20 protein-coding genes are annotated in these 21,814 nt (G+C 60.5%); 7 read left to right on the forward strand and 13 right to left on the reverse strand.

From position 1 onward, the window contains the following. Positions 1-23 precede the first annotated feature (23 nt). Positions 24-317 carry a putative quinol monooxygenase gene (locus tag FBY12_RS20930; RefSeq protein WP_092273763.1) on the reverse strand — a complete coding sequence of 98 codons (294 nt, stop codon included), beginning with the start codon at positions 315-317 and terminating at the stop codon, positions 24-26. 119 nt (positions 318-436) lie between these two features. Between FBY12_RS20930 and FBY12_RS20935 the strand changes: the two genes are divergently transcribed. From FBY12_RS20935 to FBY12_RS20945, 3 genes are all read left to right on the forward strand, one after another. Further along, positions 437-1,366, forward strand: coding sequence for a LysR family transcriptional regulator (locus tag FBY12_RS20935; protein WP_121733709.1), 930 nt, complete (start codon positions 437-439; stop codon positions 1,364-1,366). A 303-nt stretch (positions 1,367-1,669) separates the two neighbouring features. Then, positions 1,670-2,404: a helix-turn-helix transcriptional regulator gene (locus FBY12_RS20940; protein ID WP_145255533.1), complete on the forward strand. Its 735-nt coding sequence runs from the start codon at positions 1,670-1,672 to the stop codon at positions 2,402-2,404. Between the two features lie 127 nt (positions 2,405-2,531). Further along, on the forward strand, positions 2,532-3,911 hold the full coding sequence (locus FBY12_RS20945) for an MFS transporter (RefSeq protein WP_109503866.1): 1,380 nt from the start codon (positions 2,532-2,534) through the stop codon (positions 3,909-3,911). A 112-nt stretch (positions 3,912-4,023) separates the two neighbouring features. Here FBY12_RS20945 and FBY12_RS20950 read toward each other — a convergent pair whose 3' ends face one another. The 3 genes from FBY12_RS20950 to FBY12_RS20960 form a co-directional block, all read right to left on the reverse strand. Next, on the reverse strand, positions 4,024-4,977 hold the full coding sequence (locus FBY12_RS20950; protein ID WP_121733707.1) for an adenosine deaminase: 954 nt from the start codon (positions 4,975-4,977) through the stop codon (positions 4,024-4,026). An 81-nt stretch (positions 4,978-5,058) separates the two neighbouring features. After that, on the reverse strand, positions 5,059-6,024 hold the full coding sequence (locus FBY12_RS20955; protein ID WP_145255536.1) for an isopenicillin N synthase family oxygenase: 966 nt from the start codon (positions 6,022-6,024) through the stop codon (positions 5,059-5,061). A gap of 144 nt (positions 6,025-6,168) precedes the next feature. Beyond that, on the reverse strand, positions 6,169-7,251 hold the full coding sequence (locus FBY12_RS20960; RefSeq protein WP_145255539.1) for a BMP family ABC transporter substrate-binding protein: 1,083 nt from the start codon (positions 7,249-7,251) through the stop codon (positions 6,169-6,171). A gap of 271 nt (positions 7,252-7,522) precedes the next feature. Here FBY12_RS20960 and FBY12_RS20965 point away from each other — a divergent pair, with 271 nt between their 5' ends. Next, positions 7,523-8,638 carry a calcium:proton antiporter gene (locus FBY12_RS20965; RefSeq protein WP_121733705.1) on the forward strand — a complete coding sequence of 372 codons (1,116 nt, stop codon included), beginning with the start codon at positions 7,523-7,525 and terminating at the stop codon, positions 8,636-8,638. Positions 8,639-8,761: 123 nt separating this feature from the next. Here the strand turns inward: FBY12_RS20965 and FBY12_RS20975 are convergent, their stop codons facing one another. The 3 genes from FBY12_RS20975 to FBY12_RS20985 all read right to left on the reverse strand — a co-directional run bounded on the left by FBY12_RS20975 (position 8,762) and on the right by FBY12_RS20985 (position 11,441). Then, a complete protein-coding gene (locus tag FBY12_RS20975) occupies positions 8,762-10,120 on the reverse strand; it encodes an 8-oxoguanine deaminase (RefSeq protein ID WP_121733704.1) in 1,359 nt (452 codons plus the stop codon). A 258-nt stretch (positions 10,121-10,378) separates the two neighbouring features. Beyond that, positions 10,379-11,065, reverse strand: coding sequence for an SDR family oxidoreductase (locus FBY12_RS20980; RefSeq protein WP_145255542.1), 687 nt, complete (start codon positions 11,063-11,065; stop codon positions 10,379-10,381). A gap of 25 nt (positions 11,066-11,090) precedes the next feature. Then, the gene (locus FBY12_RS20985) at positions 11,091-11,441 is read right to left on the reverse strand and encodes a MerR family transcriptional regulator (RefSeq protein WP_121733760.1); all 351 of its coding nucleotides are present in this window, start codon (positions 11,439-11,441) and stop codon (positions 11,091-11,093) included. 83 nt (positions 11,442-11,524) lie between these two features. On the opposite strand from FBY12_RS20985, the gene FBY12_RS20990 reads away from it, so the two are divergent. Then, positions 11,525-11,965, forward strand: coding sequence for a hypothetical protein (locus FBY12_RS20990; protein ID WP_145255545.1), 441 nt, complete (start codon positions 11,525-11,527; stop codon positions 11,963-11,965). A 40-nt stretch (positions 11,966-12,005) separates the two neighbouring features. Here FBY12_RS20990 and FBY12_RS20995 read toward each other — a convergent pair whose 3' ends face one another. The 6 genes from FBY12_RS20995 to FBY12_RS21020 all read right to left on the reverse strand — a co-directional run bounded on the left by FBY12_RS20995 (position 12,006) and on the right by FBY12_RS21020 (position 18,546). Beyond that, complete coding sequence (locus FBY12_RS20995; RefSeq protein ID WP_145255549.1) at positions 12,006-12,932, reverse strand: ABC transporter permease; 927 nt, start codon at positions 12,930-12,932, stop codon at positions 12,006-12,008. After that, a complete protein-coding gene (locus tag FBY12_RS21000; protein WP_145255552.1) occupies positions 12,932-14,038 on the reverse strand; it encodes an ABC transporter permease in 1,107 nt (368 codons plus the stop codon). Before FBY12_RS21000 ends, FBY12_RS20995 begins: the two co-directional genes overlap by 1 nt. Positions 14,039-14,049: 11 nt before the next feature. Then, positions 14,050-15,639: an ABC transporter ATP-binding protein gene (locus FBY12_RS21005; protein WP_145255554.1), complete on the reverse strand. Its 1,590-nt coding sequence runs from the start codon at positions 15,637-15,639 to the stop codon at positions 14,050-14,052. Positions 15,640-16,186: 547 nt separating this feature from the next. After that, positions 16,187-16,768 (reverse strand): YigZ family protein, encoded by a 582-nt coding sequence (locus tag FBY12_RS21010; protein WP_145255556.1) that lies wholly within the window; start codon positions 16,766-16,768, stop codon positions 16,187-16,189. Between the two features lie 7 nt (positions 16,769-16,775). After that, complete coding sequence (locus FBY12_RS21015; protein WP_101207589.1) at positions 16,776-17,426, reverse strand: TetR/AcrR family transcriptional regulator; 651 nt, start codon at positions 17,424-17,426, stop codon at positions 16,776-16,778. A gap of 199 nt (positions 17,427-17,625) precedes the next feature. Continuing rightward, positions 17,626-18,546 carry a LysR family transcriptional regulator gene (locus FBY12_RS21020; RefSeq protein WP_101207588.1) on the reverse strand — a complete coding sequence of 307 codons (921 nt, stop codon included), beginning with the start codon at positions 18,544-18,546 and terminating at the stop codon, positions 17,626-17,628. 151 nt (positions 18,547-18,697) lie between these two features. Here FBY12_RS21020 and FBY12_RS21025 point away from each other — a divergent pair, with 151 nt between their 5' ends. Both FBY12_RS21025 and FBY12_RS21030 read left to right on the forward strand, forming a co-directional pair. Beyond that, the gene (locus FBY12_RS21025; protein ID WP_121733697.1) at positions 18,698-20,047 is read left to right on the forward strand and encodes an aspartate aminotransferase family protein; all 1,350 of its coding nucleotides are present in this window, start codon (positions 18,698-18,700) and stop codon (positions 20,045-20,047) included. A gap of 66 nt (positions 20,048-20,113) precedes the next feature. Further along, positions 20,114-21,607 (forward strand): CoA-acylating methylmalonate-semialdehyde dehydrogenase, encoded by a 1,494-nt coding sequence (locus FBY12_RS21030; protein ID WP_092273708.1) that lies wholly within the window; start codon positions 20,114-20,116, stop codon positions 21,605-21,607. The last annotated feature ends 207 nt before the right edge of the window (positions 21,608-21,814 follow it).

The following is a 21,814-nucleotide window of genomic DNA, read 5'->3' on the forward strand; positions in this document are numbered from 1 at the left end:
CGCAAGGGTAATAAAGGAAGGAATCAGCTCAAGGTGCGCAGGCGCTTGAGCTCGAAGTGTTCGAGGAAGTCACCGGCCTTGGCGCGGAAGTTCTGCACGTGGGCGCTGGCATCATGCGCCTGCAGAGCTTCGTCGCTGCTCCACTGCTCGATCATGTAAAAGGCCAGCGGGTTGGCGAGGTCCTGATGCAAATCGTATTGACCGCAACCGGCCTCGACGCGGGTCGGTGCCAGCAACGCTCGCAGGTGTTGTTCGAGGGCATCTTGCTGACCCGGTTTGGCGATGAGCGTGGCGATAGCGGTGAACGGCTGGGACATGGTCGACTCCTGACGCTGCTTGATGGGCGATGGGGCAGATAATTAGCTATTTCCCGGCAAGATAAAACCCGCTAAAAGAGCAGTCTCTTTCAATATTTTTTTGATAATCGGGGCTGAAGATGCTGCGTTTCGACGATTTGCAGTTGTTTGTCAGGGCCGCTGATCTGGGCAGTCTGTCGGCGGCGGCGCGGGTGATGGACATGTCGGCTGCCGTGGCCAGCGCGGCGCTCAAGCGTATCGAACAGCAACTCGGCGCTCGTTTGCTGGCCCGTTCCACGCGCAGTTTGCGCCTGACCGCCGAGGGCGAGGGTTTCCTCGAATATGCCCGCGCGGCGCTGAGCAATCTGGATGAGGGCCGGCGGTTGCTCGCCAGCGGCCAGGACCAGGTCAGCGGCATTCTGCAATTGTCGGCGCCGTCGGACTTCGGGCGTAACTTGCTGTTGCCGTGGCTGGATGAATTTCAGCGCGAACACCCGAAACTCACCGTGCGTCTGCTGTTGGGCGATCGCATTGCCGACCTGTTCCGGCAGCCGGTGGACATCGCCCTGCGTTACGGCGAGCCGGAAGACTCAAGCCTGGTGGCGCTGCCGATCGCCGCAGAAAATCGCCGCGTGCTCTGTGCGTCGCCCGCGTACCTCGCGCAGCACGGCGAACCGCGTCATCTGGAACAACTGGCGCAGCACAATTGCCTGTTGTTCATGCTCGGCAGCCGGGTGCACGACCGCTGGAGTTTCCACGACGGCAAACGCGAAGTCGGCTTGACCGTCAGCGGCGACCGTTTCAGCGACGACGCCGATGTGGTGCGCCTGTGGGCGCTCGCGGGAGCCGGGATCGCTTACAAATCCTGGCTCGACGTGGCCGCCGATGTGCTCGCCGGGCGCCTCAAAGTGCTGCTGCCGGAATTGCTTTGCGAGCGCGCACCGCTGAATTTGCTGTGCGCCCATCGCGCACAATTGAGTAAGCCGGTGAACCTTTTACGCGAGATGCTTGCCAGCCGATGCGCGCAATTGAGTAGTCAATTTCCGCGATTCTCGGCGGTTGATCATTAGTCGCAGGCAAATAGCGAAATTTCCGTCAGGAACTATCACCTCTTGCCGGCTCCCAAGGGCAGGAACCGACGGCCAACGCGCTTATACTAGCGCCCGCCTGAAGCCTGTAACGCCGAACCGGCCTGCCCGCGTTCACCATCAGCCGTGCCTGCCATGAGGTCGCCCGAGGTTGCCCGATACAGCGTGCTGCCGGGCGGTTTGCCGGGCCCGGTTTATGGCAGTTATCGCGTCTTGGCCGACGAACCATTACTGGTCAATATGTCCGTGAGCAGTAGACGAAACGATTCCACAGGGAGTGAATACATGGAACATGCACCTTGCATCAGCCAGATCGCCACGTTGCTGGCTGACCCCAAGCGCAGCGCAATGATGTGGGCCTTGATGGATGGCTCGGCGCGGCAGACCGAGGAGCTGGCCCTGATGGCCGGGCTGTCGCCCTCTTCGGCCAGTGCACACTTGGCGCGCCTGGCGGCCGGCGGTCTGTTGAAGGTCGAAGAGCGCGGGCGCAAACGCTTTTTCCGCCTCGCTGCGCCGGAAATCGGCGCTGCAGTAGAAGCCCTCGCCAGCGCCAGCATCGCCAGCCAGCCACGGCAAATTCCCGAAACCCTCAAACGCGCCAATCCCATGCTTAAACGCCCGGTGGCACCGGCGTCGCTGTTGCAGGCGCGTTTATGTGATGACCATCTCGGCGGCACGCTGGCGGCGGATTTGTATCAGCGTCTGCTCGATGCCGGGTGGATCGAGCAGTTCGATCAGCGCGTCGTCGTCACCCACAAGGGCGCCACGCAACTGGCCAGCCGTGGGGTGTTCGTCCAGGCGCTGGCGCACCGCAACGCGCAAATCGCCTGCGCCTGTCCCGACTGGAGCGAACGCCGTCCGCACATGGGCGGTTCATTGGGCGCGGCGTTGTTGCAGCTGTTCCTGCAATCGGGCTGGTTGACCTTGCCCAACGACTCCCGCGCATTACAAGTCACCGCCACCGGCCAGCGTGAAGTTCACCGGTTTGCCCGGGAAACCGAGCTGGAAATGGCGTTCTAGAGCTCTTGTAATCGGCGTACGCAAGGACCAACGTCGTTCACGGTTGTGAGCAGGTCGCACCCGGCAATAACCCGCTGTCGCTATCGCGCACACTCGATCCGGGGACTTTCGGATGGGGGAACGCGACATGCAAATAGCACAATTCAGCGCGGCAGAACGTTTGGAACGGCTGCCGATCAGCGGTTACCACCGCATCATTTTCATCATTATTGCCTTGGCGTTTTTCTTCGATTCCATGGACCTGGCGATGATGACGTTCCTGCTCGGTTCAATCAAAACCGAGTTCGGCCTCAGCAGCGCCGAGGCCGGGTTGCTGGCCAGTTCGAGTTTCTTCGGCATGGTGCTGGGGGCGTCGCTGTCGGGCATGTTGGCTGATCGCTTCGGGCGTAAACCGGTGTTCCAGTGGAGCATCGTGCTGTGGGGCATCGCCAGTTACTTGTGCTCCACGGCGCAGAATATTGAAACGTTGACGCTGTTTCGCATCCTGTTGGGGATCGGCATGGGCATGGAATTTCCGATCGCGCAGTCGATGCTCTCGGAGCTGATTCCGGCAAAGGGGCGCGGGCGTTACATCGCATTGATGGACGGCTTCTGGCCGCTGGGGTTCGTCGCGGCTGGCGTGCTGTCGTACTTTTTGCTGCCGGTGATCGGGTGGCGCGACATCTTTCTGGTACTGGCGGTGCCGGCGGTGTTTGTCCTGGCGATCCGCTTTTTCATTCCCGAATCGCCACGCTGGCTCGAACAGGCCGGCCGGCACGAGGCGGCGGACAAAGTGTTGCTGGGCATTGAAGATCGGGTGCGCAAATCCCTCGGTCGTGCAGAGCTGCCGGCGCCGATTCGTTTGCCGCGTGTGGCGAGTACGCCGGGCAACTTCTTTTCCGCGCTGCGGCAGATCTGGTCGCCGCTGTACCGCCAGCGCACGATGATGATCTGGAGCGTGTGGTTCTTCGCGTTGCTTGGCTTTTACGGGCTGACGTCGTGGCTGAGTGCGCTGTTGCAACAGTCGGGTTTTGCCGTGACGCAATCGGTGTATTACACGGTGCTGATATCGCTCGGCGGGATTCCCGGTTTTCTCATGGCGGCGTGGCTGGTGGAGCGCTGGGGGCGCAAACCGGTGTGCGTGGTGACGCTGCTGGGCGGCGGGGTGATGGCGTTTCTTTACGGGCAGAGTGCGGTGTTTGGCGGCAACGTCGGGCTGCTGATCAGCTCGGGATTGTTGATGCAGTTTTTCCTGTTCGGCATGTGGGCGGTGCTCTACACCTACACCCCTGAGCTGTACCCGACCTCGGCACGCGCGACCGGCTCAGGGTTTGCCTCGGCGATTGGCCGCGTCGGTTCGCTGCTCGGGCCGTTGGTGACCGGGTTGGTGTTCCCGATAACCGGGCAGGGCGGGGTGTTCGCGTTAGGCGCGATGTGTTTCGCGATCGCGGCAGCGGTGGTGTGGGTGTTCGGCATGGAAACGCGGGGCAAGACGCTGGAGGAGCTGACAGAAGCAACCGCGATCTAAAAAAATGTGGGAGCGAGCCTGCTCGCGAAAGCGCTGTGTCAGTTAAACAAATCTCGACTGACACGCCCCATTCGCGAGCAGGCTCGCTCCCACAGTGGTTTTGCGGTGAGGCTTACGGTTTCACCAACCGCGCATCCAGGCTGTTTTGCGCCAGACGCTTGGCCTGATCCTGGGTCATGCCGAGGTCGGTATACAGCGCATGGAAGTTCTCGGTGACGTAACCGCCGAAGTACGCCGGGTCATCCGAGTTCACCGTGACTTTGACCCCGCGTTCCAGCATGTCGAGGATGTTGTGCTGGGACATGTGATCAAACACGCAAAGCTTGGTGTTCGACAACGGGCACACGGTCAAAGGGATCTGCTCGTCAATGATCCGCTGCATCAGGCGCTCGTCTTCGATGGCGCGCACGCCATGATCGATGCGCTGGATTTTCAGCAGGTCGATGGCTTCCCAGATGTACTCCGGCGGGCCTTCTTCACCAGCGTGAGCAACGGTCAGGAAACCTTCGTGACGCGCGCGATCAAACACTCGCTGGAACTTGCTCGGCGGGTGGCCCATTTCCGAACTGTCCAGACCGACAGCGACAAACGCATCGCGGAACGGCAGCGCCTGATCGAGGGTTTTCTCGGCTTCTTCTTCGCTCAAGTGGCGCAGGAAACTCAGGATCAAACCGCTGGTGATGCCCAGTTGCTGCTCGCCATCCTTCAGCGCGGAAGCGATGCCGTTGAGCACCACTTCAAACGGCACGCCACGGTCGGTGTGGGTTTGCGGGTCGAAGAACGGTTCGGTGTGAATCACGTTTTGCGCCTTGCAACGCAGCAGGTACGCCCAGGTCAGGTCGTAGAAATCCTGCGAGGTGCGCAACACATCGGCGCCCTGGTAATACAGGTCGAGAAACTCTTGCAGATTGTTGAAGGCGTAAGCCTTGCGCAGGGTTTCCACGTCGTTCCACGGCAACGCAATCTTGTTGCGCTCGGCCAAGGCAAACAGCAACTCGGGTTCCAGCGAACCTTCGAGGTGCAAGTGCAATTCTGCCTTGGGCAGGGCGTTCAACCAGTCATACATGTTCGAATTCTCATCAGGTGCAATGCCGGCATTCTACAGATGCTCGCTGCAACAATTGGTAAAACCTGACCAACCGGTTGATCACACGGCTTGCTGTTCGCGTCGATAAGCGTAGGTATCGGCGAAGCGCGAGAGCAGGAATTCGGCGCAAGTAGTCGCAGGATATTTCGCCGGATGCTGCGCGTCCTGGCAGCCGGGCAGGCATTCGATGCGCGTGTCGGGGTGCGGTTCGGCGAAGAATGGCATCGAGTAACGGTCCACGCCCAACGGGCTGATTACCCGGTGCGGCGTCGACAAATAACGGTCGTTGCTCCAGCGCGCCATCATGTCGCCGAGGTTGACCACAAACGTACCGTCGATGGGCGGCGCGTCGATCCATTCACCGTTGACGTTGCGCACCTGCAAACCGCCGGCGGCGTCTTGATACAGCAGCGTGATGCAACCGTAATCGGTGTGCGCGCCGGCACCTTGTTGTTCGGCGGAGCTGGCAGTGTGGCGCGGCGGGTAGTGAATCATCCGCAGCACGCTGACCGGCTCGACGAAGCGTGTGTCGAAGAAATCGCGGTCGATGCCGAGCGCCAGCGTCATGGCCCGCAGCAGGGTCTGCGCAAGCGCCTGCATGTCGGCGTAATGTGCCTCCATCAGCGCTTCCCAGCCGGGTTGCGCGGGATGGCGATTGGGCCCGCGCAGGGGTTTTTCCGCGAGCACCTGCGGGTGATCGGCCGGCAGGTGCAGGCCCATGTCGAAGGTTTCCTTGAGGTCGCTGGGTTTGCTCGGGTCGAGTTGCTCGGTAGCGATCGCGCCGTAACCGCGGTGGTGGCGGGTCTGGGTGATGTCGATCTGGAGTTTCTCGGCGGCGGGCAGGGCAAAGAAACGTCGAGCGTGGTCGAGCACTGCGTCGATGCGCGACGCGCTGATCGGGTGACCTTTGATGTAGAAAAAGCCCCACTCGCGGCAGGCGCGATCAATCTGCGCGGCGACCGCTTGCCAGGCGTTTTCGTCGGCGGAGTGGAGCGGGGCAATGTCGATGATCGGGAGTTGGTTCATGCGCAGTCCTTGGAAACGCTGAAAGTCCATTGTAGGAGTGAGCCTGCTCGCGATTGCGGTGAGTCAGGCACCAATGATGTCGACTGACTCTGCGCTATCGCGAGCAGGCTCACTCCTACAGGGGTTGCATTTGGGATGAAGAGATTACTTCGGAATGTCGGCCTTCATGCCTTCCACGTAGTAATTCATCGACGCCAATTCCGCATTGCTCGCCGTTGCCCCTTCGGCGATTTTCAGGTTGCCGACCTGATCCTTGATCGGCCCGGTAAACGGATGCAGCGCGCCGCTTTTTATGTCGGCAATGATCTGCTCGGCCTCGGCTTTCACCGGCGCCGGCACCAGATCGCTGATCGGCAACTCAACCGTGCCTTCTTTCAAGCCGCCCCAGTAATCCTGGGATTTCCAAGTCTGGTCGATCACGCTTTGGGTCGCCTGAATGTAGTGCGGCGCCCAGTCGTTGACGATCGAGGTCAGCACCGCTTTCGGTCCGAAGTGCGCCATGTCCGAAGCGTAGCCCACGGCATACACGCCGCGACGTTCGGCGGCCTGAATCGGCGCCGGGCTGTCGGTGTGCTGGAACACCACGTCGACGCCCTGGTCGATCAACGCGTTGGCGGCGTCGGCCTCTTTGCCCGGATCAAACCAGGAATTGACCCAGACCACTTTGATCTCGGTGCCCGGGTTGTATTTGTTCAGGGCCAACTGGATGGCGTTGATGTCGCGGATCACTTCCGGGATCGGGAACGAGGCGACGTAGCCGATTTTTTTGCTTTTGGTCATTTTCGCCGCAAGAAATCCGCCGACGTAACGCCCCTCGTAGGTGCGCGCCAGGTAGGTGCCGAGGTTCTTGTCCTGTTTGTAGCCGGTGGCGTGCTCGAAGGTCACTTTGGGAAACTGTTTGGCGACTTTCAGCGTCGGGTTCATGTAGCCGAAGGACGTGGTGAAGATCAGGTCGTACTTGTCCTTGGCCATGTTGCGGATCACCCGCTCGGCGTCGGCCCCTTCGGCGACGTTCTCGACATAGTTGGTGGTGATCTGCGAACCGAATTTCTCCGCCAGCGCCTTGCGCCCCTGTTCATGCTGATACGTCCAGCCGTGGTCACCGATCGGGCCGATATAGACGAAACCGACTTTCAGCGGGTCGGCGGCACTGGCGCTCAGGCCGGCGATCAGACCGATGGCCGCCGCAACGGCGCACAGCAACTGCTTCAACGGACGTTTATGCATGAACTCGAACTCCATTTTGTTTTGTGGTTGGAGGAGCCAATGCAAATTGCTGACCAACAGGACAACAATCAATTCGAAACCGTGTCACGGCCTTCGCTGTAGGAGCGAGGCTTGCCCGCGAAGAGGCCCTGACGGCAACCGCAGAACTATCCCGGTGCACGTTTGCCAATCCACGCCATGCGCTGGTGCGCTAATGTGTAACGAAACGTTAGCGCCGTCCCGTAGTCAGTAGCTCATCACTTTGTTCGCTTCACTCGGTAAAAGGCTCGCAATGCTCACACTCCTCAAGCAAGAAAAGTTCCTCCTGCTGGCCGTTATCGCCGCCGTCGTCGCGTATCCGCTGGAACACTGGATATTGCACAACGGCCAACCGGTGGCGCTGGCCGCCGGGTTGATCCTGATCGGTTTCATCGTCGCCGCGTCGATGCGCGTCGCCCATCACGCCGAATTGCTCGCCGAAAAGGTCGGCGACCCCTACGGCACGATGATCCTGACCCTCGCCGCGGTGCTGGTGGAAGTGGTGATCCTCGCGATCATGATGAGCAACGAAGCGTCGCCGACCCTGGTGCGCGACACGATCTACTCGGCGGTGATGCTCGACATCAACGGCATCCTCGGCCTCGCCGCGTTGATGGGCGGGATCAAGCATGGCGAACAGTCCTACAACGACGACTCGGCGCGCAGCTATAGCGTAATGATCCTCACGGCCATGGGCGTTTCGATGGTGGTCCCGGAATTTATTCCCGAGGCCAACTGGAAGATTTATTCGGGGTTCACCATTGGCGCGATGGTGGTGCTTTATGCGCTGTTTCTGCGCATGCAGGTCGGTCCGCACAGTTACTTTTTCAGCTACAGCTACCCGGAAAAACGCCGCAAGAAAGTCACTGAGCAGGCTTCCGCAGAGCAGGCTTCGGCAGACGAATCGGAGCCGGTCAACGTGACCCTGAGCATCGCGATGCTGGTGTTTGGCGTGGTGGTGATTGGCGCGTTGGCCGAAGTGATGTCGAAAACGCTGGATCTGGGGCTCGAAGGTACGGGCGCGCCGCCGGTGATCACGGCGATTCTGGTGGCGGCGATTTCCGCTGCGCCGGAGATTTTGACTGCATTGCGCGCCGCGCTGGCCAACCGCATGCAATCGGTGGTCAACATCGCCATGGGCGCGTCGCTGTCGACGGTGATTTTGACGGTGCCGGTGATGGAAGCGATGGCGCTGTACACCGGCCAGCCGTTTCAGATGGCGATGACACCGGTGCAAACGGTGATGATTTTCCTGACGCTGATCGTCAGCGCGATCAACCTCAATGACGGCGAAACCAATGCCATCGAAGGCATGACGCATTTTGTGTTGTTTGCGACGTTCATCATGTTGTCGCTGTTGGGGCTGTAGCTACAGCGCAAAACAAATGTAGGAGTGAGCCTGCTCGCGATAGCGGTGTGTCAGACATTTCAATGCCGACTGACACTCCGTCATCGCGAGCAGGCTCACTCCCACAGTTTGATCGGTGTTGTATCAGGTACCAGCAATCAACTGCCGCGCAGCCTGGCTGTGATCGGCAATCAAGCCCTTCAGATCCAGCCCTTCGACCTGGCCGTCAATCACTCGCCATTTGCCGCCGACCATCACTCGGTCCGCACGATCGGCGCCGCACAGCAGCAACGCCGACACCGGATCATGGCTGCCGGAGAAGCGCAGCTCATCGAGCTTGAACAGCGCCAGATCAGCCTGTTTGCCCACCGCCAACTCACCGATATCGCTACGCCCGAGCAGGCTCGCCGACCCCTTGGTCGCCCAACCCAGAACCAGTTCCGGGGTGATCTTCTCGGCGCCGTAACGCAAGCGCTGGATGTACAGCGCCTGCCGGGTTTCGAGCATCATGTTCGAGGCATCGTTGGACGCCGAACCGTCCACGCCCAGGCCCAGCAACGCACCCGCAGCGGTCAGGTCCAGCGTCGGGCAGATCCCGGACGCGAGGCGCATGTTCGAACTCGGGCAATGGCAAATACCAGTGCCGGCGGCGCCGAGACGGGCGATTTCATCCGGGTTGAAATGGATGCCGTGCGCCAGCCAGGTGCGCGGGCCGAGCCAGCCGACGCTGTCCAGATAATCGACGGTGCGCAGGCCGAAACGTTGCAGGCAGAAGTCTTCTTCGTCGAGGGTTTCAGCGAGGTGAGTGTGCAGGCGCACGTCGAGTTTATTCGCCAGTTCGGCACTGGCGGCCATGATTTCCGGAGTCACCGAAAACGGTGAGCAGGGCGCCAGGGCTATCTGGATTTGCGCGCCGTCGCCGCGTTCGTGGTACTCGGCGATCAGGCGTTGGCTGTCGGCGAGGATCACCTCGCCTTCCTGCACAGTTTGTTGCGGCGGCAGACCACCGTCCTTTTCGCCGAGGCTCATCGAACCGCGCGTGAGCATGGCGCGCATGCCGAGTTCGCGAACGCTTTCGACTTGCACGTCGATGGCGTTTTCCAGTCCTTCAGGAAACAGATAGTGGTGATCGGCAGCGGTAGTGCAGCCCGACAGCAGCAATTCGGCCAGCGCGACTTTGGTCGCGAGGGCGAGTTTTTCCGGAGTCAGGCGGGCCCACACCGGATAGAGGGTTTTCAGCCACGGGAACAGCGGCTGATTGACCACCGGCGCCCAGGCGCGAGTCAGGGTTTGATAGAAGTGGTGATGCGTATTGATCAGGCCCGGCAAGATCACATGCTCGCGGGCATCGAACACTTCTCCACAAGGCGCGGAGGGCTGCTGGCCAGCGGCGAGCAATTCGACGATCACCCCGTCTTGCACAACCAGGCCGCCACGGGCATCGAGGCCATTGGCAGTGAAGATCGCAAGGGGATTTTTTAACCAGGTACGGGTCGCAGGCATGTTGGCCGGCTCCTCTGAAAGTGGGTTCAGGTTAGCCAGCTCAGTGATTACCCTGTCTGCTGATCCAGGGTCGCCGCGAGGACGAGGTGCGGAGTTTCCTGCAAAAAAGCTTCGCGGGCAAGCCTTGCTCCCACAGGTCCGACGCATAACCCCGTAGGAGCGAGGCTTGCCCGCGAAGGCGGACTGACATTCAACATCCATGCTGAATGTTATGGCCCCATCGCGAGCAAGCTCGGCTCCTACAAAGGCAAATAGGGGTTACCAGGGAATGGTTTCGCCCTTGTAGTTGACGAAGTGATGCCCGCCCTTGCCGGTGTACGCATTCACTTGATCGATCAGACCGCGAGTGCTGGTCTCGACGTCGAGGTCCGCGCCTTCGCCGCCCATGTCAGTCTTGACCCAACCCGGATGCAGCGACAACACGGTGAGTTTCTGCTCGCCCAATTGCGTGACAAAACTGTTGGTCATCGAATTCAGCGCGGCTTTGCTGGCCTTGTACAACGCCAGTTCCGGCGCGTCCGGCATGGTCACGCTGCCGAGCACCGAACTCATGAACGCCAGCACACCGCTACCGTCACGGATCTGCCCGATAAAGCGCTGCGCGAGGTTGATCGGCGCCACCGCGTTGGTGAAAAACAGTTGCCCGACTTCGGCCAGTGTCGCGCCGCCCGGCGTCTGCACATCCGGGCCCTTGACCCCGGCGTTGACGAACAGCAGGTCAAACATTTCACCCTTGAGCTGCTGGCTCAGCGCGATTACCGCCTGCTGATCATCCATGTCGAGCTTTTCAATGCGCACCTTGCCCAGCGCTTGCAGCGCCTCGGCTTTCTGCGGGTTGCGCACGGTGGCAGTGACTTGCCAACCGTCGGCCAGCAGGGTTTTCACCAGCCCGAGGCCCAAGCCCCGAGAGGCGCCGATAATGAGTGCGGTTTTTGCCGTGGACATGTCGGGATTCCTTGATGAGTGAGGATCATGGATTCAAAGGACAACGCTGGCCCAGCCGTTGTTGCAACTCGCTGCGCAATGCACCGAGTTGCTCCATCCGGGTTTCGATCAGCTTGAGCTTGTCTTGCAGCAATTGCGTGACGGCGGTGTCCGGGTCGGGCGATTGCCACAACGCGGCGACGCTGTTGCCGATCTCGCCGAGAGTAAACCCCAACCGCTGCGCAGTCTTGATGTAGAGCACCAGTTGCACCATGTCCGCCGGGTAATCGCGGTAACCATTGGCGCTGCGTTGCGCCGCGATCAACCCGCGCTGCTCGTAGAAACGCAGGGTGTCGCGGCTGACGGCGCTCGCCTGGGCTAATTCACCGATGCGCATCATGACGTCTCGAAAGGGGCTTGACCCTGGAGCATACCCCAGGCTTTAGCCTTGTTGCTCCCCGAATTTCTGGAGCAATGCCGATGTGGACTTCAATGCAATATCGCCGTGTGGTGCGCGGCAGCGCCTGGTATGACTTGCTGGTGATGGCGGCGTTTGTCACGCCGTGGACTTTCGCGCTGCTGCATGGCGCGCTGACGGATGTAAGCGTGGCGCTGAATCTGCCGGGCGACCTGCCGGCGTTTGCGCCGATGCATGGGTTGATGGCGAATCTGTTGGGGTCGATTGTTTGTGTGTGGGCGGTGTTGCGGATTCGCGATCCGCAGGCGGTTTTTGGCCGGTATGACGCGGTTGGAAGGTTTCTGTTTGCGAGTTGGCAGGTGTATGCGCTGGCCCACGGGGCGAGTTCGCTGTTGGTGATTTTCCTGGTGTTTGAATTGGCGTGGGGCATTGCTCAGGTGTTGCCAATGCGGACGTCTTCGCGGGCAAGCCTCGCTCCTACAGGAACGGTGCAAAACCTGTAGGAGCGAGGCTTGCCCGCGAAGGGGCCAGACCTGCTAACCGCTAGTGCCCACCCTGCCAAGGCTGCCCCAACGAAACCGGCGCATACAACCGTGTGCGCACGGCATCCCGCGACAGCAGCACCAACACCACAATCGTCGCAACATACGGCAACATCGCCAGCAGACTCGACGGAATCGCCAGCCCCAATCCCTGCGCCACCAGGTGCAGGATGCTGGCGAGGCCAAACAGGTACGCGCCGAGCAGCAACCGCCACACCCGCCAACTGGCAAAAACCACCAGAGCCAAAGCAATCCAGCCACGCCCGGCGCTCATGTTTTCCGCCCACATCGGCGTATACGCCAGCGACAGATAAGCCCCGGCCAGCCCGGCCATCGCCCCGCCAAACAGCACCGCCAACGTGCGCACGCCGAGCACCGGCAAACCCATCGCGCTGGCCGCATCGGGGTTTTCCCCAACCGCTTGAATGATCAGCCCGACCCGACTTTTCAGAATCACCCACGCCACCAGCGCAAACAGCGCGAACGACAGATACACCAGCAAATCCTGGGCAAACAGCATGCGCCCGAGCAGCGGAATCTCACTCAGAAAAGGAATCGCCACCGGCTCAAAACCGGCAAGCGGTTTACCCACCCACGCCGCGCCGACAAACGTCGACAGGCCGACGCCGAAGATCGTCAGCGCCAGCCCGGTCGCCACTTGATTGGCGTTGAACACCAGCGCCACCAAGGCAAACAGCGACGACAGCAGCATCCCGGCGAGCATCGCCAGCAACACCCCGAGCCACAGGTTGCCGCTGTTGAGCGCGACGATAAAACCGATCACCGCGCCAAACAGCATCATGCCTTCCTGGCCCAGATTGAGGACGCCGCTCTTCTCGCAGATCAGTTCGCCCAGCGCCACCAACAGCAACGGCGTGCCGCAGCGGACCATGGCGTAGAAAATATTGCTCAGCAGATCGATATCCATCACAGCGCTCCAGCGGTCAGGGTGGTGGCGGGTGCGCGACGCGCCCAGCGCAGGTTCAGGCGCGGCCGATAGAGAATCAGCACGTCACTGGCCAGCAGGAAAAACAGCATCATTCCCTGAAACAATTGAGTGATGGCTTGCGGCAGGTTCATGCTCATTTGCGCGCTCTCGCCACCGATGTACAGCAGCGCCATCAACAGGCTAGAAAACAGAATGCCGAGCGGGTTGAGCCGGCCGAGAAACGCCACGGTAATGGCCGCATAGCCGTAACCCGGCGAAACCTGCGGGACCAATTGACCGATCGGCCCAGTAACTTCGCAAACCCCGGCGAGCCCGGCCAAACCGCCGCTGATCAACAGCGCCAGCCAGATCAGACGCTTCTCGCGAAAACCGACGAACCCGGCGGCACGCTTGTCCAGCCCGAGCACTTTGATCTGGAAACCGACAAAGCTTTTTTGCAACAACACCCACACCGCGACCAGCGCCAACAGCGCGAAATATACGCCGGCATGCACGCGGCCATCCTCCATCAACAGCGGCAAACGGCTTGCATCGCCGAACATCGCCGACTCCGGGAAGTTGAACCCGGCCGGGTCTTTCAACGGCCCGTGAACGCAGAACAGCAACAGATTCAGCGCGATGTAATTGAGCATGATGCTGGTGAGGATTTCATTGGCGTTGAAGCGCGTGCGCAGCCATGCCGTCAGCCCGGCCCACGCTGCGCCGGCCAGCGTGCCGACCAGCAGAATCAACACCAGCGCCCAGCGACTTTGCATATCGATGATGTTCACCGCCAACGCGCTACCGGCGAGGGCGCCGAGCAGCAATTGGCCTTCGGCGCCGATGTTCCAGATTCGTGCCTGATACGCCACCGCCAGGCCCAACGCACAGAGCAGAATCGGCAGCGCTTTGACCAGCAATTCGGAAACGCCGTAGAGGTCGCTGATCGGGGCGATCAACAACGTGTGCAAGGTCAGCAGGGGATCGTGGCCCAGCGCGATAAACAGCAATGAGCCGCAGCCCAGCGTCAGCGCCGCCGCCAGCAGCGGCGAGCACCACAACATCAGGCGCGATTGCTGGCCTCGGGGTTCGAGTGAAAGCAGCATGTGAAACTCCGTTAAACGCTTGCAGTTGCGGATGAATGTGCAGGGGAAGGTGTCTGGGAATCTGCGGCATCAAACTGCCCGGCCATCCAGCCGCCGACGTCGCTCAGGCGGGTGTCGGCGGTGGCCCGCAGCGGCGACAAGCGGCCGCTGCACAACGCGCCGAGGCGGTCGCAGATCTGGAACAGTTCGTCGAGGTCTTCGGAGATCACCAGGATCGCCGCGCCGGCGTCGCGCAAGGCAATCAAAGCGCGGTGAATTGTCGCCGCCGCGCCAACGTCCACGCCCCAGGTCGGGTGCGCGGCGACCAGCAATTTCGGCTGCTGAAGGATTTCCCGGCCGAGGATGAATTTCTGCAAATTGCCGCCGGAAAGGCTGCGGGCGGCGGTTTGTGTATCCGGCGTTTTCACGCCGAACCGGCGGATGATTTCCTCGGCCAACGCCTCGACTTGGCCGCGCTGGATCAGGCCGTTACTCACCAGACCTTGCTGGAATGCAGTGAGCAGCGCGTTATCGGCCAGGCTCAGTTCTGGCACTGCGCCGTGGCCCAGACGTTCGGCGGGGACGAAGGCCAGACCCATTTTGCGCCGCGCATTTGGGCGCAAATGCGCGACGGGCTGGCCGTGGAATTGGATCGTCGCGGCGGCGTCGCGCACAAGCAGCTGTTCACCGCTGAGCAACCCCAGCAACTCGTCCTGACCGTTGCCAGCGACACCGGCGATTCCAACGATTTCGCCGCTGCGCACTTCAAGATTGAGGTTATCCAGCGAGCAACCAAACGGGTCCGGGTTGTGCCACGACAAGCCGTTCACATTCAGAAATGCTTCGCCGCCAACGACCTTCGGATAATCAGTCATCAACTCGGCCGCTTCGCCGACCATCAGCCGCGCCAGCTGCTGATCCGAGCAGTCGGCGGGTACGCAATGCCCGGCCACTCGACCGCCGCGCAACACCGTGGCGCTATGGCACAACGCGCGAACTTCACCGAGTTTGTGGCTGATAAACAGAATGCTGCAGCCCTCGGCGGCGAGCCGGCGCAGGGTCACGAACAATTCGTCGGCCTCTTGCGGCGTGAGCACCGAGGTCGGCTCGTCGAGGATCAACAGGCGAATGTCCTGCATCAGGCAGCGAATGATTTCAACGCGCTGGCGTTCGCCGATCGACAGGCTGTGCACCAGTCGTTCCGGTTCCAGCGCCATGCCGTAGCGTTGCGAGACGTCACGAATCTTTGGTTCGAGTTGTTTCGGCGTACCCGCCGCCGCGCCCATGGCCAAGGCAATGTTCTGCGCGACGCTGAGGGTTTCGAACAGCGAAAAGTGCTGAAACACCATGCCAATCCCCAAGCCGCGCGCCTGAGCCGGATTGCGCATGGTGATGCGTTGACCCTGCCAGAGCACTTCCCCGGAATCGGCGTGGGTCACGCCGTAGATGATCTTCATCAACGTGCTTTTGCCCGCGCCGTTTTCGCCGAGCAAAGCGTGGATTTCACCGGGGGCGATGCTCAGGTCGATGGCGTCGTTGGCCAGGCAACCGGGGTAGCGTTTGCTGATGTTGCGCAGTTGCAGGCGCGGCGTCTGGGGCGGGATCGGCACGGGGTTGGGCATGACAGGCTCGGGTCGATGGAGTGAATGCCTGTGGATAAAGCAATTTTCTGGCCATTGAGTCAGGAATTTGCGTCGAGCCATGCCGGGGCAGGCTTTGCGCGGGATGTGGCGAGAGGATGTTTGCGCAGATCAGGCACCACTTCGGAGCAAAGGGCTTGATCAGGCTCCTTTTTTGTCCGCGACGTTTGATCAAAAAACAAGCAATCGGCTGCAAGCTATGCCGGACATGGGGCTGCGCGAGGCATGAACGGGTTATCCACAGCTTGCTCCACAGTAATTGTGCGCAAGCTTGGCGCTCGGGCATAAGCGCAACGCGGCTATCTTCTAAAGGTGATAAACCGCGCTAACTGTTTGTTTTTCCGTGGATTTGGCTTTTTTGATGGCGCTTTGGACGAAAAACGTACAATCCCCGCAAAGCCGCATGACAGAAGGGTTACAGCGCTATGTGCTCAGGTTATCCACAGCCGGGTGCACAGTAGATGTGGGCAAGTGTTGATCGCAGTGATTAGGATCAACGCCCTGAAATATTGCAGGCTTCGCTCAAGACTCATCGCTTAAGAAGAATGCGTCCACGGCTCAAATCGGCGAGCTGCAATTGCAGCGTTTCAATCTGCGCTTCGCCCAGCGCCAGTTTCAGCTCCACGCCGTTGGCGGTGAACGATTCCTCGACCACCAACCCGCCCAACTCCGCCACCCGCAACTTCACCAGCGCCAATTCGCCGAACGCACACGCGCAACTCAGCGGCACGCGGCTGATCAATTCGACTTTCGGCGCTGCTTGCAGGCATTTGTTGGCACCGCCGCCATAAGCGCGGGCCAGTCCTCCGGTGCCGAGTTGAATGCCGCCGTACCAGCGAATCACCAACACCGCGACCTGATCACAATCCTGCGCTTCAATCGCCGCCAGGATTGGCCGCCCAGCGGTGCCGCCGGGTTCGCCATCGTCGTTGCTGCGGTATTGGCCGCCGAGTTTCCACGCCCAGCAATTGTGCGTGGCGTTCAAGTCGCTGTGCTGCTCGATGAATGTTTGGGCGTCGGCCGGGCTGCCGATTGGCCCGGCGAGGGTGATGAAGCGGCTTTTGCGAATCTCTTCGCGGTATTCGCAAAAGTCGCTGAGGGTAAAAGGCATAGGTCGCTTAGATAGTTGGTGTCAGGCCGCAGCCCTTGAGAATAATTCGAATCAGATTGTTGCCGGCATCTTCCATGTCTTGTTTGGTCAATTTTGCGCGGCCGCTGACTCGGCAAATCTGCGTGGCGAAGTCGGCGTAGTGCTGGGTGCTGCCCCACAGCAGGAAGATCAGGTTGACCGGGTCGACCGCGTCCATTTTGCCGGCATCGATCCAGGCCTGGAACACGGCGGCGCGACCCTTGAACCAGGCGCGGTAGTCCTGGTTGAAATACTCGGTCAAACATTCACCGCCGCTGATCACTTCCATGGCGAAAATCCGCGAGGCTTGCGGTTGGCGTCGGGAGAATTCCATTTTGGCGCGGATGTACCGGGTCAGCGCTTCGGCCGGATCGTCGTCGGCGGTAAGGGTGTTGAAGGTGCTGTCCCACAATTCGATGATGTTGCTCAGCACTGCCACGTACAAACCCAGCTTGTTGCTGAAGTAGTAATGCAGGTTCGCTTTGGGCAACCCGGCATTCACGGCGATGGTGTTCATGCTGGTGCCTTTGAACCCGTGGCGGGCGAATTCATCTTCGGCGGCTTTGAGGATCGTCTCTTCGTTCTTCTGACGAATGCGGCTGGCAGGTTTGCCGCCGTGGGCGGGGACTTCAAAGGTCATAGGCACTTCCGGAATGGTCTGTGGGCGCAACCCCTGCGTTGATAGCGCACCCGCCGGTTTCAGACAAGTGCTGACACGATAAAACCTTGCCCTTGTAGGAGCGAAGCTTGCTCGCGAAGGCGTCCTGACATTCAACACTGATGTTGGCTGATATGACGCCTTCGCGGGCAAGCCTCGCTCCTACAGGGTTCTTCGTTAATTAGCGGGTGGCGGCGAGGCTTTCGAGGAAGCTTTCCAGCACCAGGTGCGGGCGCCGGCCCTTGCGCGTGACCGAGGCCAGGCTCAGGTCGTAAAAACGCGCGGTGGGTTTGAGCGCGCGCAAGCGACCTTGCTGCACCCAGAGACTCGCGTAATGGTCCGGCAGGTAGCCGATGTAGCGTCCGGTCAGAATCAGGAACGCCATGCCTTCGCGGTCGGAGGCGCTGGCGGTGCAGTTCAGCGCTTGGTAATGCGCCTGGATTTCGGCGGGTAAACGGAAGGTCGGCGCAATCGCGTCCTGGCTGTTCAGGCGATCATCGTCCAGTTGCTTGTCATCGACGTAAAACAACGGATGGCCGACCGCGCAATACAACAGCGAACGCTCGCTGTACAACGGCTGATATTCCAGCCCCGACAACGCGCTGGCCTGCGGCACCACGCCGACATGCAAGCGTCCGTCGAGCACGCCTTGTTCGACTTCGTTCGGGGCGATCATGCGGATCTGAATCTGCACGTCCGGCCCGCGTTCCTTCAATTGTGCCAAGGCATGTGTGATGCGCATGTGGGGCAGGGTGACGAGGTTGTCGGTGAGGCCGATGGTCAACTCGCCGCGCAAATGCTGGTGCAGGCCGTTGACCTCGGTGCGGAAACTTTCCAACGCACTTAATAGCTGCAACGCCGATTGGTAAACCTCACGACCTTCTTCGGTCAGGGAAAACCCGGCGCGCCCGCGTTGGCACAGGCGCAAGCCGAGGCGCTGCTCCAGATCGCTCATCTGTTGGCTGATGGCCGAGCGACCGATGCCGAGCACCGACTCCGCCGCCGAGAAGCCGCCGCACTCGACCACGCTGCGAAAAATCCGCAACAAGCGGATATCAAAGTCACTGACCTGGGCCAGCGGATCGGGGCGGCGGGTGCTCATGGTTGGGCGCTCATGGTTGGGAGATGAAAGTTTAGTGACTGGCTGACTGAAGGTTAGAAGAGTTGGATTTCACCGACTTTATCCCCGTGGCAATTTAGCTGCAAGAACGCTTTTGATCTCTATGCCGCTTATTGCCTGCGAGGTTTTAATCATGAACTTGCCCGAAAACGCCCCGACTTCCCTGGCCAGCCAGCTCAAGCTGGATGCGCACTGGATGCCCTACACGGCCAACCGAAATTTCCAGCGCGATCCGCGACTGATCGTCGCCGCCGAAGGCAGTTGGCTGACAGACGACAAGGGCCGCAAAGTCTACGATTCGCTTTCAGGTCTGTGGACTTGCGGCGCCGGGCATACGCGCAAGGAGATTCAGGAAGCGGTGGCCAAGCAATTGGGCACGCTCGATTACTCGCCGGGTTTCCAGTACGGCCACCCGTTGTCGTTCCAGTTGGCCGAGAAAATCACTGACCTGACGCCGGGCAATCTCAATCACGTGTTCTTCACCGATTCGGGTTCCGAGTGTGCGGATACCGCCGTGAAGATGGTCCGCGCCTACTGGCGCTTGAAAGGTCAGGCGACCAAAACCAAGATGATTGGCCGCGCCCGGGGTTACCACGGCGTGAACATCGCCGGCACCAGCCTCGGCGGCGTCAACGGCAACCGCAAAATGTTCGGTCAGGCGATGATGGACGTCGATCACCTGCCGCACACCTTGCTGGCGAGCAATGCCTATTCGCGTGGCATGCCGAAAGAGGGCGGCATCGCCCTGGCAGATGAGTTGCTCAAGTTGATCGAATTGCACGACGCGTCGAACATCGCTGCAGTCTTCGTCGAACCGATGGCCGGCTCCGCTGGCGTGCTGGTTCCGCCTGAGGGTTACCTCAAGCGTCTGCGCGAAATCTGCGATCAGCACAACATCCTGCTGGTGTTCGACGAAGTGATCACCGGTTTCGGTCGTACCGGTTCGATGTTCGGCGCCGACAGTTTCGGCGTGACCCCGGACCTGATGTGCATCGCCAAGCAAGTCACCAACGGCGCGATCCCGATGGGCGCAGTGATTGCCAGTTCCGAGATTTATCACACGTTCATGAACCAGGCGACGCCGGAGTACGCGGTGGAATTCCCGCACGGTTACACCTACTCGGCCCACCCGGTGGCCTGCGCCGCTGGCCTGGCAGCACTCGATTTGCTGCAAAAGGAAAACCTGGTGCAAAGCGTCGCCGAAGTCGCGCCGCATTTCGAAAATGCACTGCACGGGCTGAAAGGCTCGAAGAACATCATCGACATTCGTAACTACGGTTTGGCCGGCGCGATCCAGATTGCCCCGCGTGATGGCGACGCGATTGTGCGTCCGTTCGAGGCGGGCATGGCGTTGTGGAAAGCCGGGTTCTACGTGCGTTTCGGCGGCGACACCTTGCAGTTCGGCCCAACCTTCAACAGCAAGCCGCAAGACCTTGATCGCCTGTTCGATGCGGTCGGCGAAGTGCTGAACAAGATCGACTGATTTTCCCCTCTCTATAAGAAGGGCGCCCGTTGGTGGGCGCCCGTGAACAATTTTCTGGAGCCCCGCATGAGCCTTATCCCGCATTTGATCAATGGTGAACTGGTGACCGAAGAAGGTCGCACCGCCGACGTGTTCAACCCGTCGACCGGCAAAGCCATCCACAAGCTGCCATTGGCCAGCCGCGAAACCATTCAGAAAGCCATTGATTCCGCCAAAGCTGCGTTTCCGGCGTGGCGCAACACGCCGCCGGCCAAACGTGCCCAGGTGATGTTTCGCTTCAAGCAATTGCTGGAGCAGAACGAAGCGCGCATCGCCCAGTTGATCAGCGAAGAACACGGCAAGACCCTGGAGGACGCCGCCGGTGAGTTGAAGCGTGGCATCGAGAACGTCGAGTTCGCCTGCGCGGCTCCGGAAATTCTCAAGGGTGAATACAGCCGTAACGTCGGCCCGAACATTGATGCATGGTCGGACTTCCAGCCGTTAGGCGTGGTTGCGGGGATCACCCCGTTCAACTTCCCGGCGATGGTGCCGTTGTGGATGTACCCGTTGGCGATCGTCTGCGGCAACTGCTTCATCCTCAAGCCGTCCGAGCGTGATCCAAGTTCGACCCTGCTGATCGCGCAATTGCTGATCGAAGCCGGTCTGCCTAAGGGCGTGCTGAGTGTGGTGCACGGCGACAAGGCTGCGGTGGATGCGCTGATCGAAGCGCCGGAAGTCAAAGCATTGAGCTTCGTTGGCTCGACGCCGATTGCCGAGTACATCTACGCCGAAGGCACCAAGCGCGGCAAGCGCGTGCAGGCACTGGGCGGCGCGAAGAACCACGCGGTGCTGATGCCGGATGCGGATCTGGATAACGCGGTCAGCGCACTGATGGGCGCGGCGTATGGTTCTTGCGGCGAACGCTGCATGGCGATTTCGGTGGCCGTGTGTGTCGGTGACCAAGTGGCGGACGCGCTGGTGGCCAAGTTGGTGCCGCAGATCAAGGCGCTGAAGATTGGTGCTGGCACTTCTTGCGGGTTGGACATGGGGCCGCTGGTTTCCGGGCAGGCGCGCGACAAGGTCAGTGGCTATATAGAAGACGGCGTCTCTTCCGGCGCAACCCTTGTGGTGGATGGCCGTGGTTTGAGCGTTGCCGGGCACGAAGAGGGCTTCTTCCTGGGCGGCTGCCTGTTTGATAACGTCACGCCAGAAATGCGCATCTATAAAGAAGAGATCTTCGGGCCGGTGTTGTGCGTCGTCCGGGTCAACAGCCTGGAAGAGGCGATGCAGCTGATCAACGATCACGAATACGGCAATGGCACCTGCATCTTTACCCGTGACGGCGAAGCGGCGCGGTTGTTCTGCGATGAGATTGAAGTCGGGATGGTTGGCGTTAACGTGCCGTTGCCAGTGCCTGTGGCGTATCACAGCTTTGGCGGTTGGAAGCGTTCGCTGTTTGGCGACTTGCATGCGTATGGTCCGGATGGCGTGCGTTTTTACACGCGCCGCAAGGCGATTACTCAACGCTGGCCGCAACGTGCGAGCCATGAGGCATCGCAATTCGCGTTCCCTAGCTTGTAAGTAGAAGGGCAGAAGGCCGGCTCCTCAATTGATTGGGGGGGCCGGCCTTCGTGCTTTTGGGGCTTTTCTGACCTATATGACAGTTTTGTGAAAATAGGTGTTGACGGCAGAATCTGGAAGTCTATAATTCGCCCCACTTCCGGCGCAGTCGAAACGGAAAACTCCTTGGTAAACAATGAGTTACGCAGGTTTCGGCAGTGAGTTGCT

It is taken from the genome of Pseudomonas sp. SJZ131, assembly GCF_007828705.1.
Taxonomy (GTDB): domain Bacteria; phylum Pseudomonadota; class Gammaproteobacteria; order Pseudomonadales; family Pseudomonadaceae; genus Aquipseudomonas; species Aquipseudomonas prosekii.

Coding starts and splice junctions, on each gene's coding strand:
- FBY12_RS20930 (WP_092273763.1), bottom strand. CDS start 317: ATGTCCCAGCCGTTCACCGCTATCGCCACGCTCATCGCCAAACCGGGT.
- FBY12_RS20935 (WP_121733709.1), top strand. CDS start 437: ATGCTGCGTTTCGACGATTTGCAGTTGTTTGTCAGGGCCGCTGATCTG.
- FBY12_RS20940 (WP_145255533.1), top strand. CDS start 1,670: ATGGAACATGCACCTTGCATCAGCCAGATCGCCACGTTGCTGGCTGAC.
- FBY12_RS20945 (WP_109503866.1), top strand. CDS start 2,532: ATGCAAATAGCACAATTCAGCGCGGCAGAACGTTTGGAACGGCTGCCG.
- FBY12_RS20950 (WP_121733707.1), bottom strand. CDS start 4,977: ATGTATGACTGGTTGAACGCCCTGCCCAAGGCAGAATTGCACTTGCAC.
- FBY12_RS20955 (WP_145255536.1), bottom strand. CDS start 6,024: ATGAACCAACTCCCGATCATCGACATTGCCCCGCTCCACTCCGCCGAC.
- FBY12_RS20960 (WP_145255539.1), bottom strand. CDS start 7,251: ATGCATAAACGTCCGTTGAAGCAGTTGCTGTGCGCCGTTGCGGCGGCC.
- FBY12_RS20965 (WP_121733705.1), top strand. CDS start 7,523: ATGCTCACACTCCTCAAGCAAGAAAAGTTCCTCCTGCTGGCCGTTATC.
- FBY12_RS20975 (WP_121733704.1), bottom strand. CDS start 10,120: ATGCCTGCGACCCGTACCTGGTTAAAAAATCCCCTTGCGATCTTCACT.
- FBY12_RS20980 (WP_145255542.1), bottom strand. CDS start 11,065: ATGTCCACGGCAAAAACCGCACTCATTATCGGCGCCTCTCGGGGCTTG.
- FBY12_RS20985 (WP_121733760.1), bottom strand. CDS start 11,441: ATGCGCATCGGTGAATTAGCCCAGGCGAGCGCCGTCAGCCGCGACACC.
- FBY12_RS20990 (WP_145255545.1), top strand. CDS start 11,525: ATGTGGACTTCAATGCAATATCGCCGTGTGGTGCGCGGCAGCGCCTGG.
- FBY12_RS20995 (WP_145255549.1), bottom strand. CDS start 12,932: ATGGATATCGATCTGCTGAGCAATATTTTCTACGCCATGGTCCGCTGC.
- FBY12_RS21000 (WP_145255552.1), bottom strand. CDS start 14,038: ATGCTGCTTTCACTCGAACCCCGAGGCCAGCAATCGCGCCTGATGTTG.
- FBY12_RS21005 (WP_145255554.1), bottom strand. CDS start 15,639: ATGCCCAACCCCGTGCCGATCCCGCCCCAGACGCCGCGCCTGCAACTG.
- FBY12_RS21010 (WP_145255556.1), bottom strand. CDS start 16,768: ATGCCTTTTACCCTCAGCGACTTTTGCGAATACCGCGAAGAGATTCGC.
- FBY12_RS21015 (WP_101207589.1), bottom strand. CDS start 17,426: ATGACCTTTGAAGTCCCCGCCCACGGCGGCAAACCTGCCAGCCGCATT.
- FBY12_RS21020 (WP_101207588.1), bottom strand. CDS start 18,546: ATGAGCACCCGCCGCCCCGATCCGCTGGCCCAGGTCAGTGACTTTGAT.
- FBY12_RS21025 (WP_121733697.1), top strand. CDS start 18,698: ATGAACTTGCCCGAAAACGCCCCGACTTCCCTGGCCAGCCAGCTCAAG.
- FBY12_RS21030 (WP_092273708.1), top strand. CDS start 20,114: ATGAGCCTTATCCCGCATTTGATCAATGGTGAACTGGTGACCGAAGAA.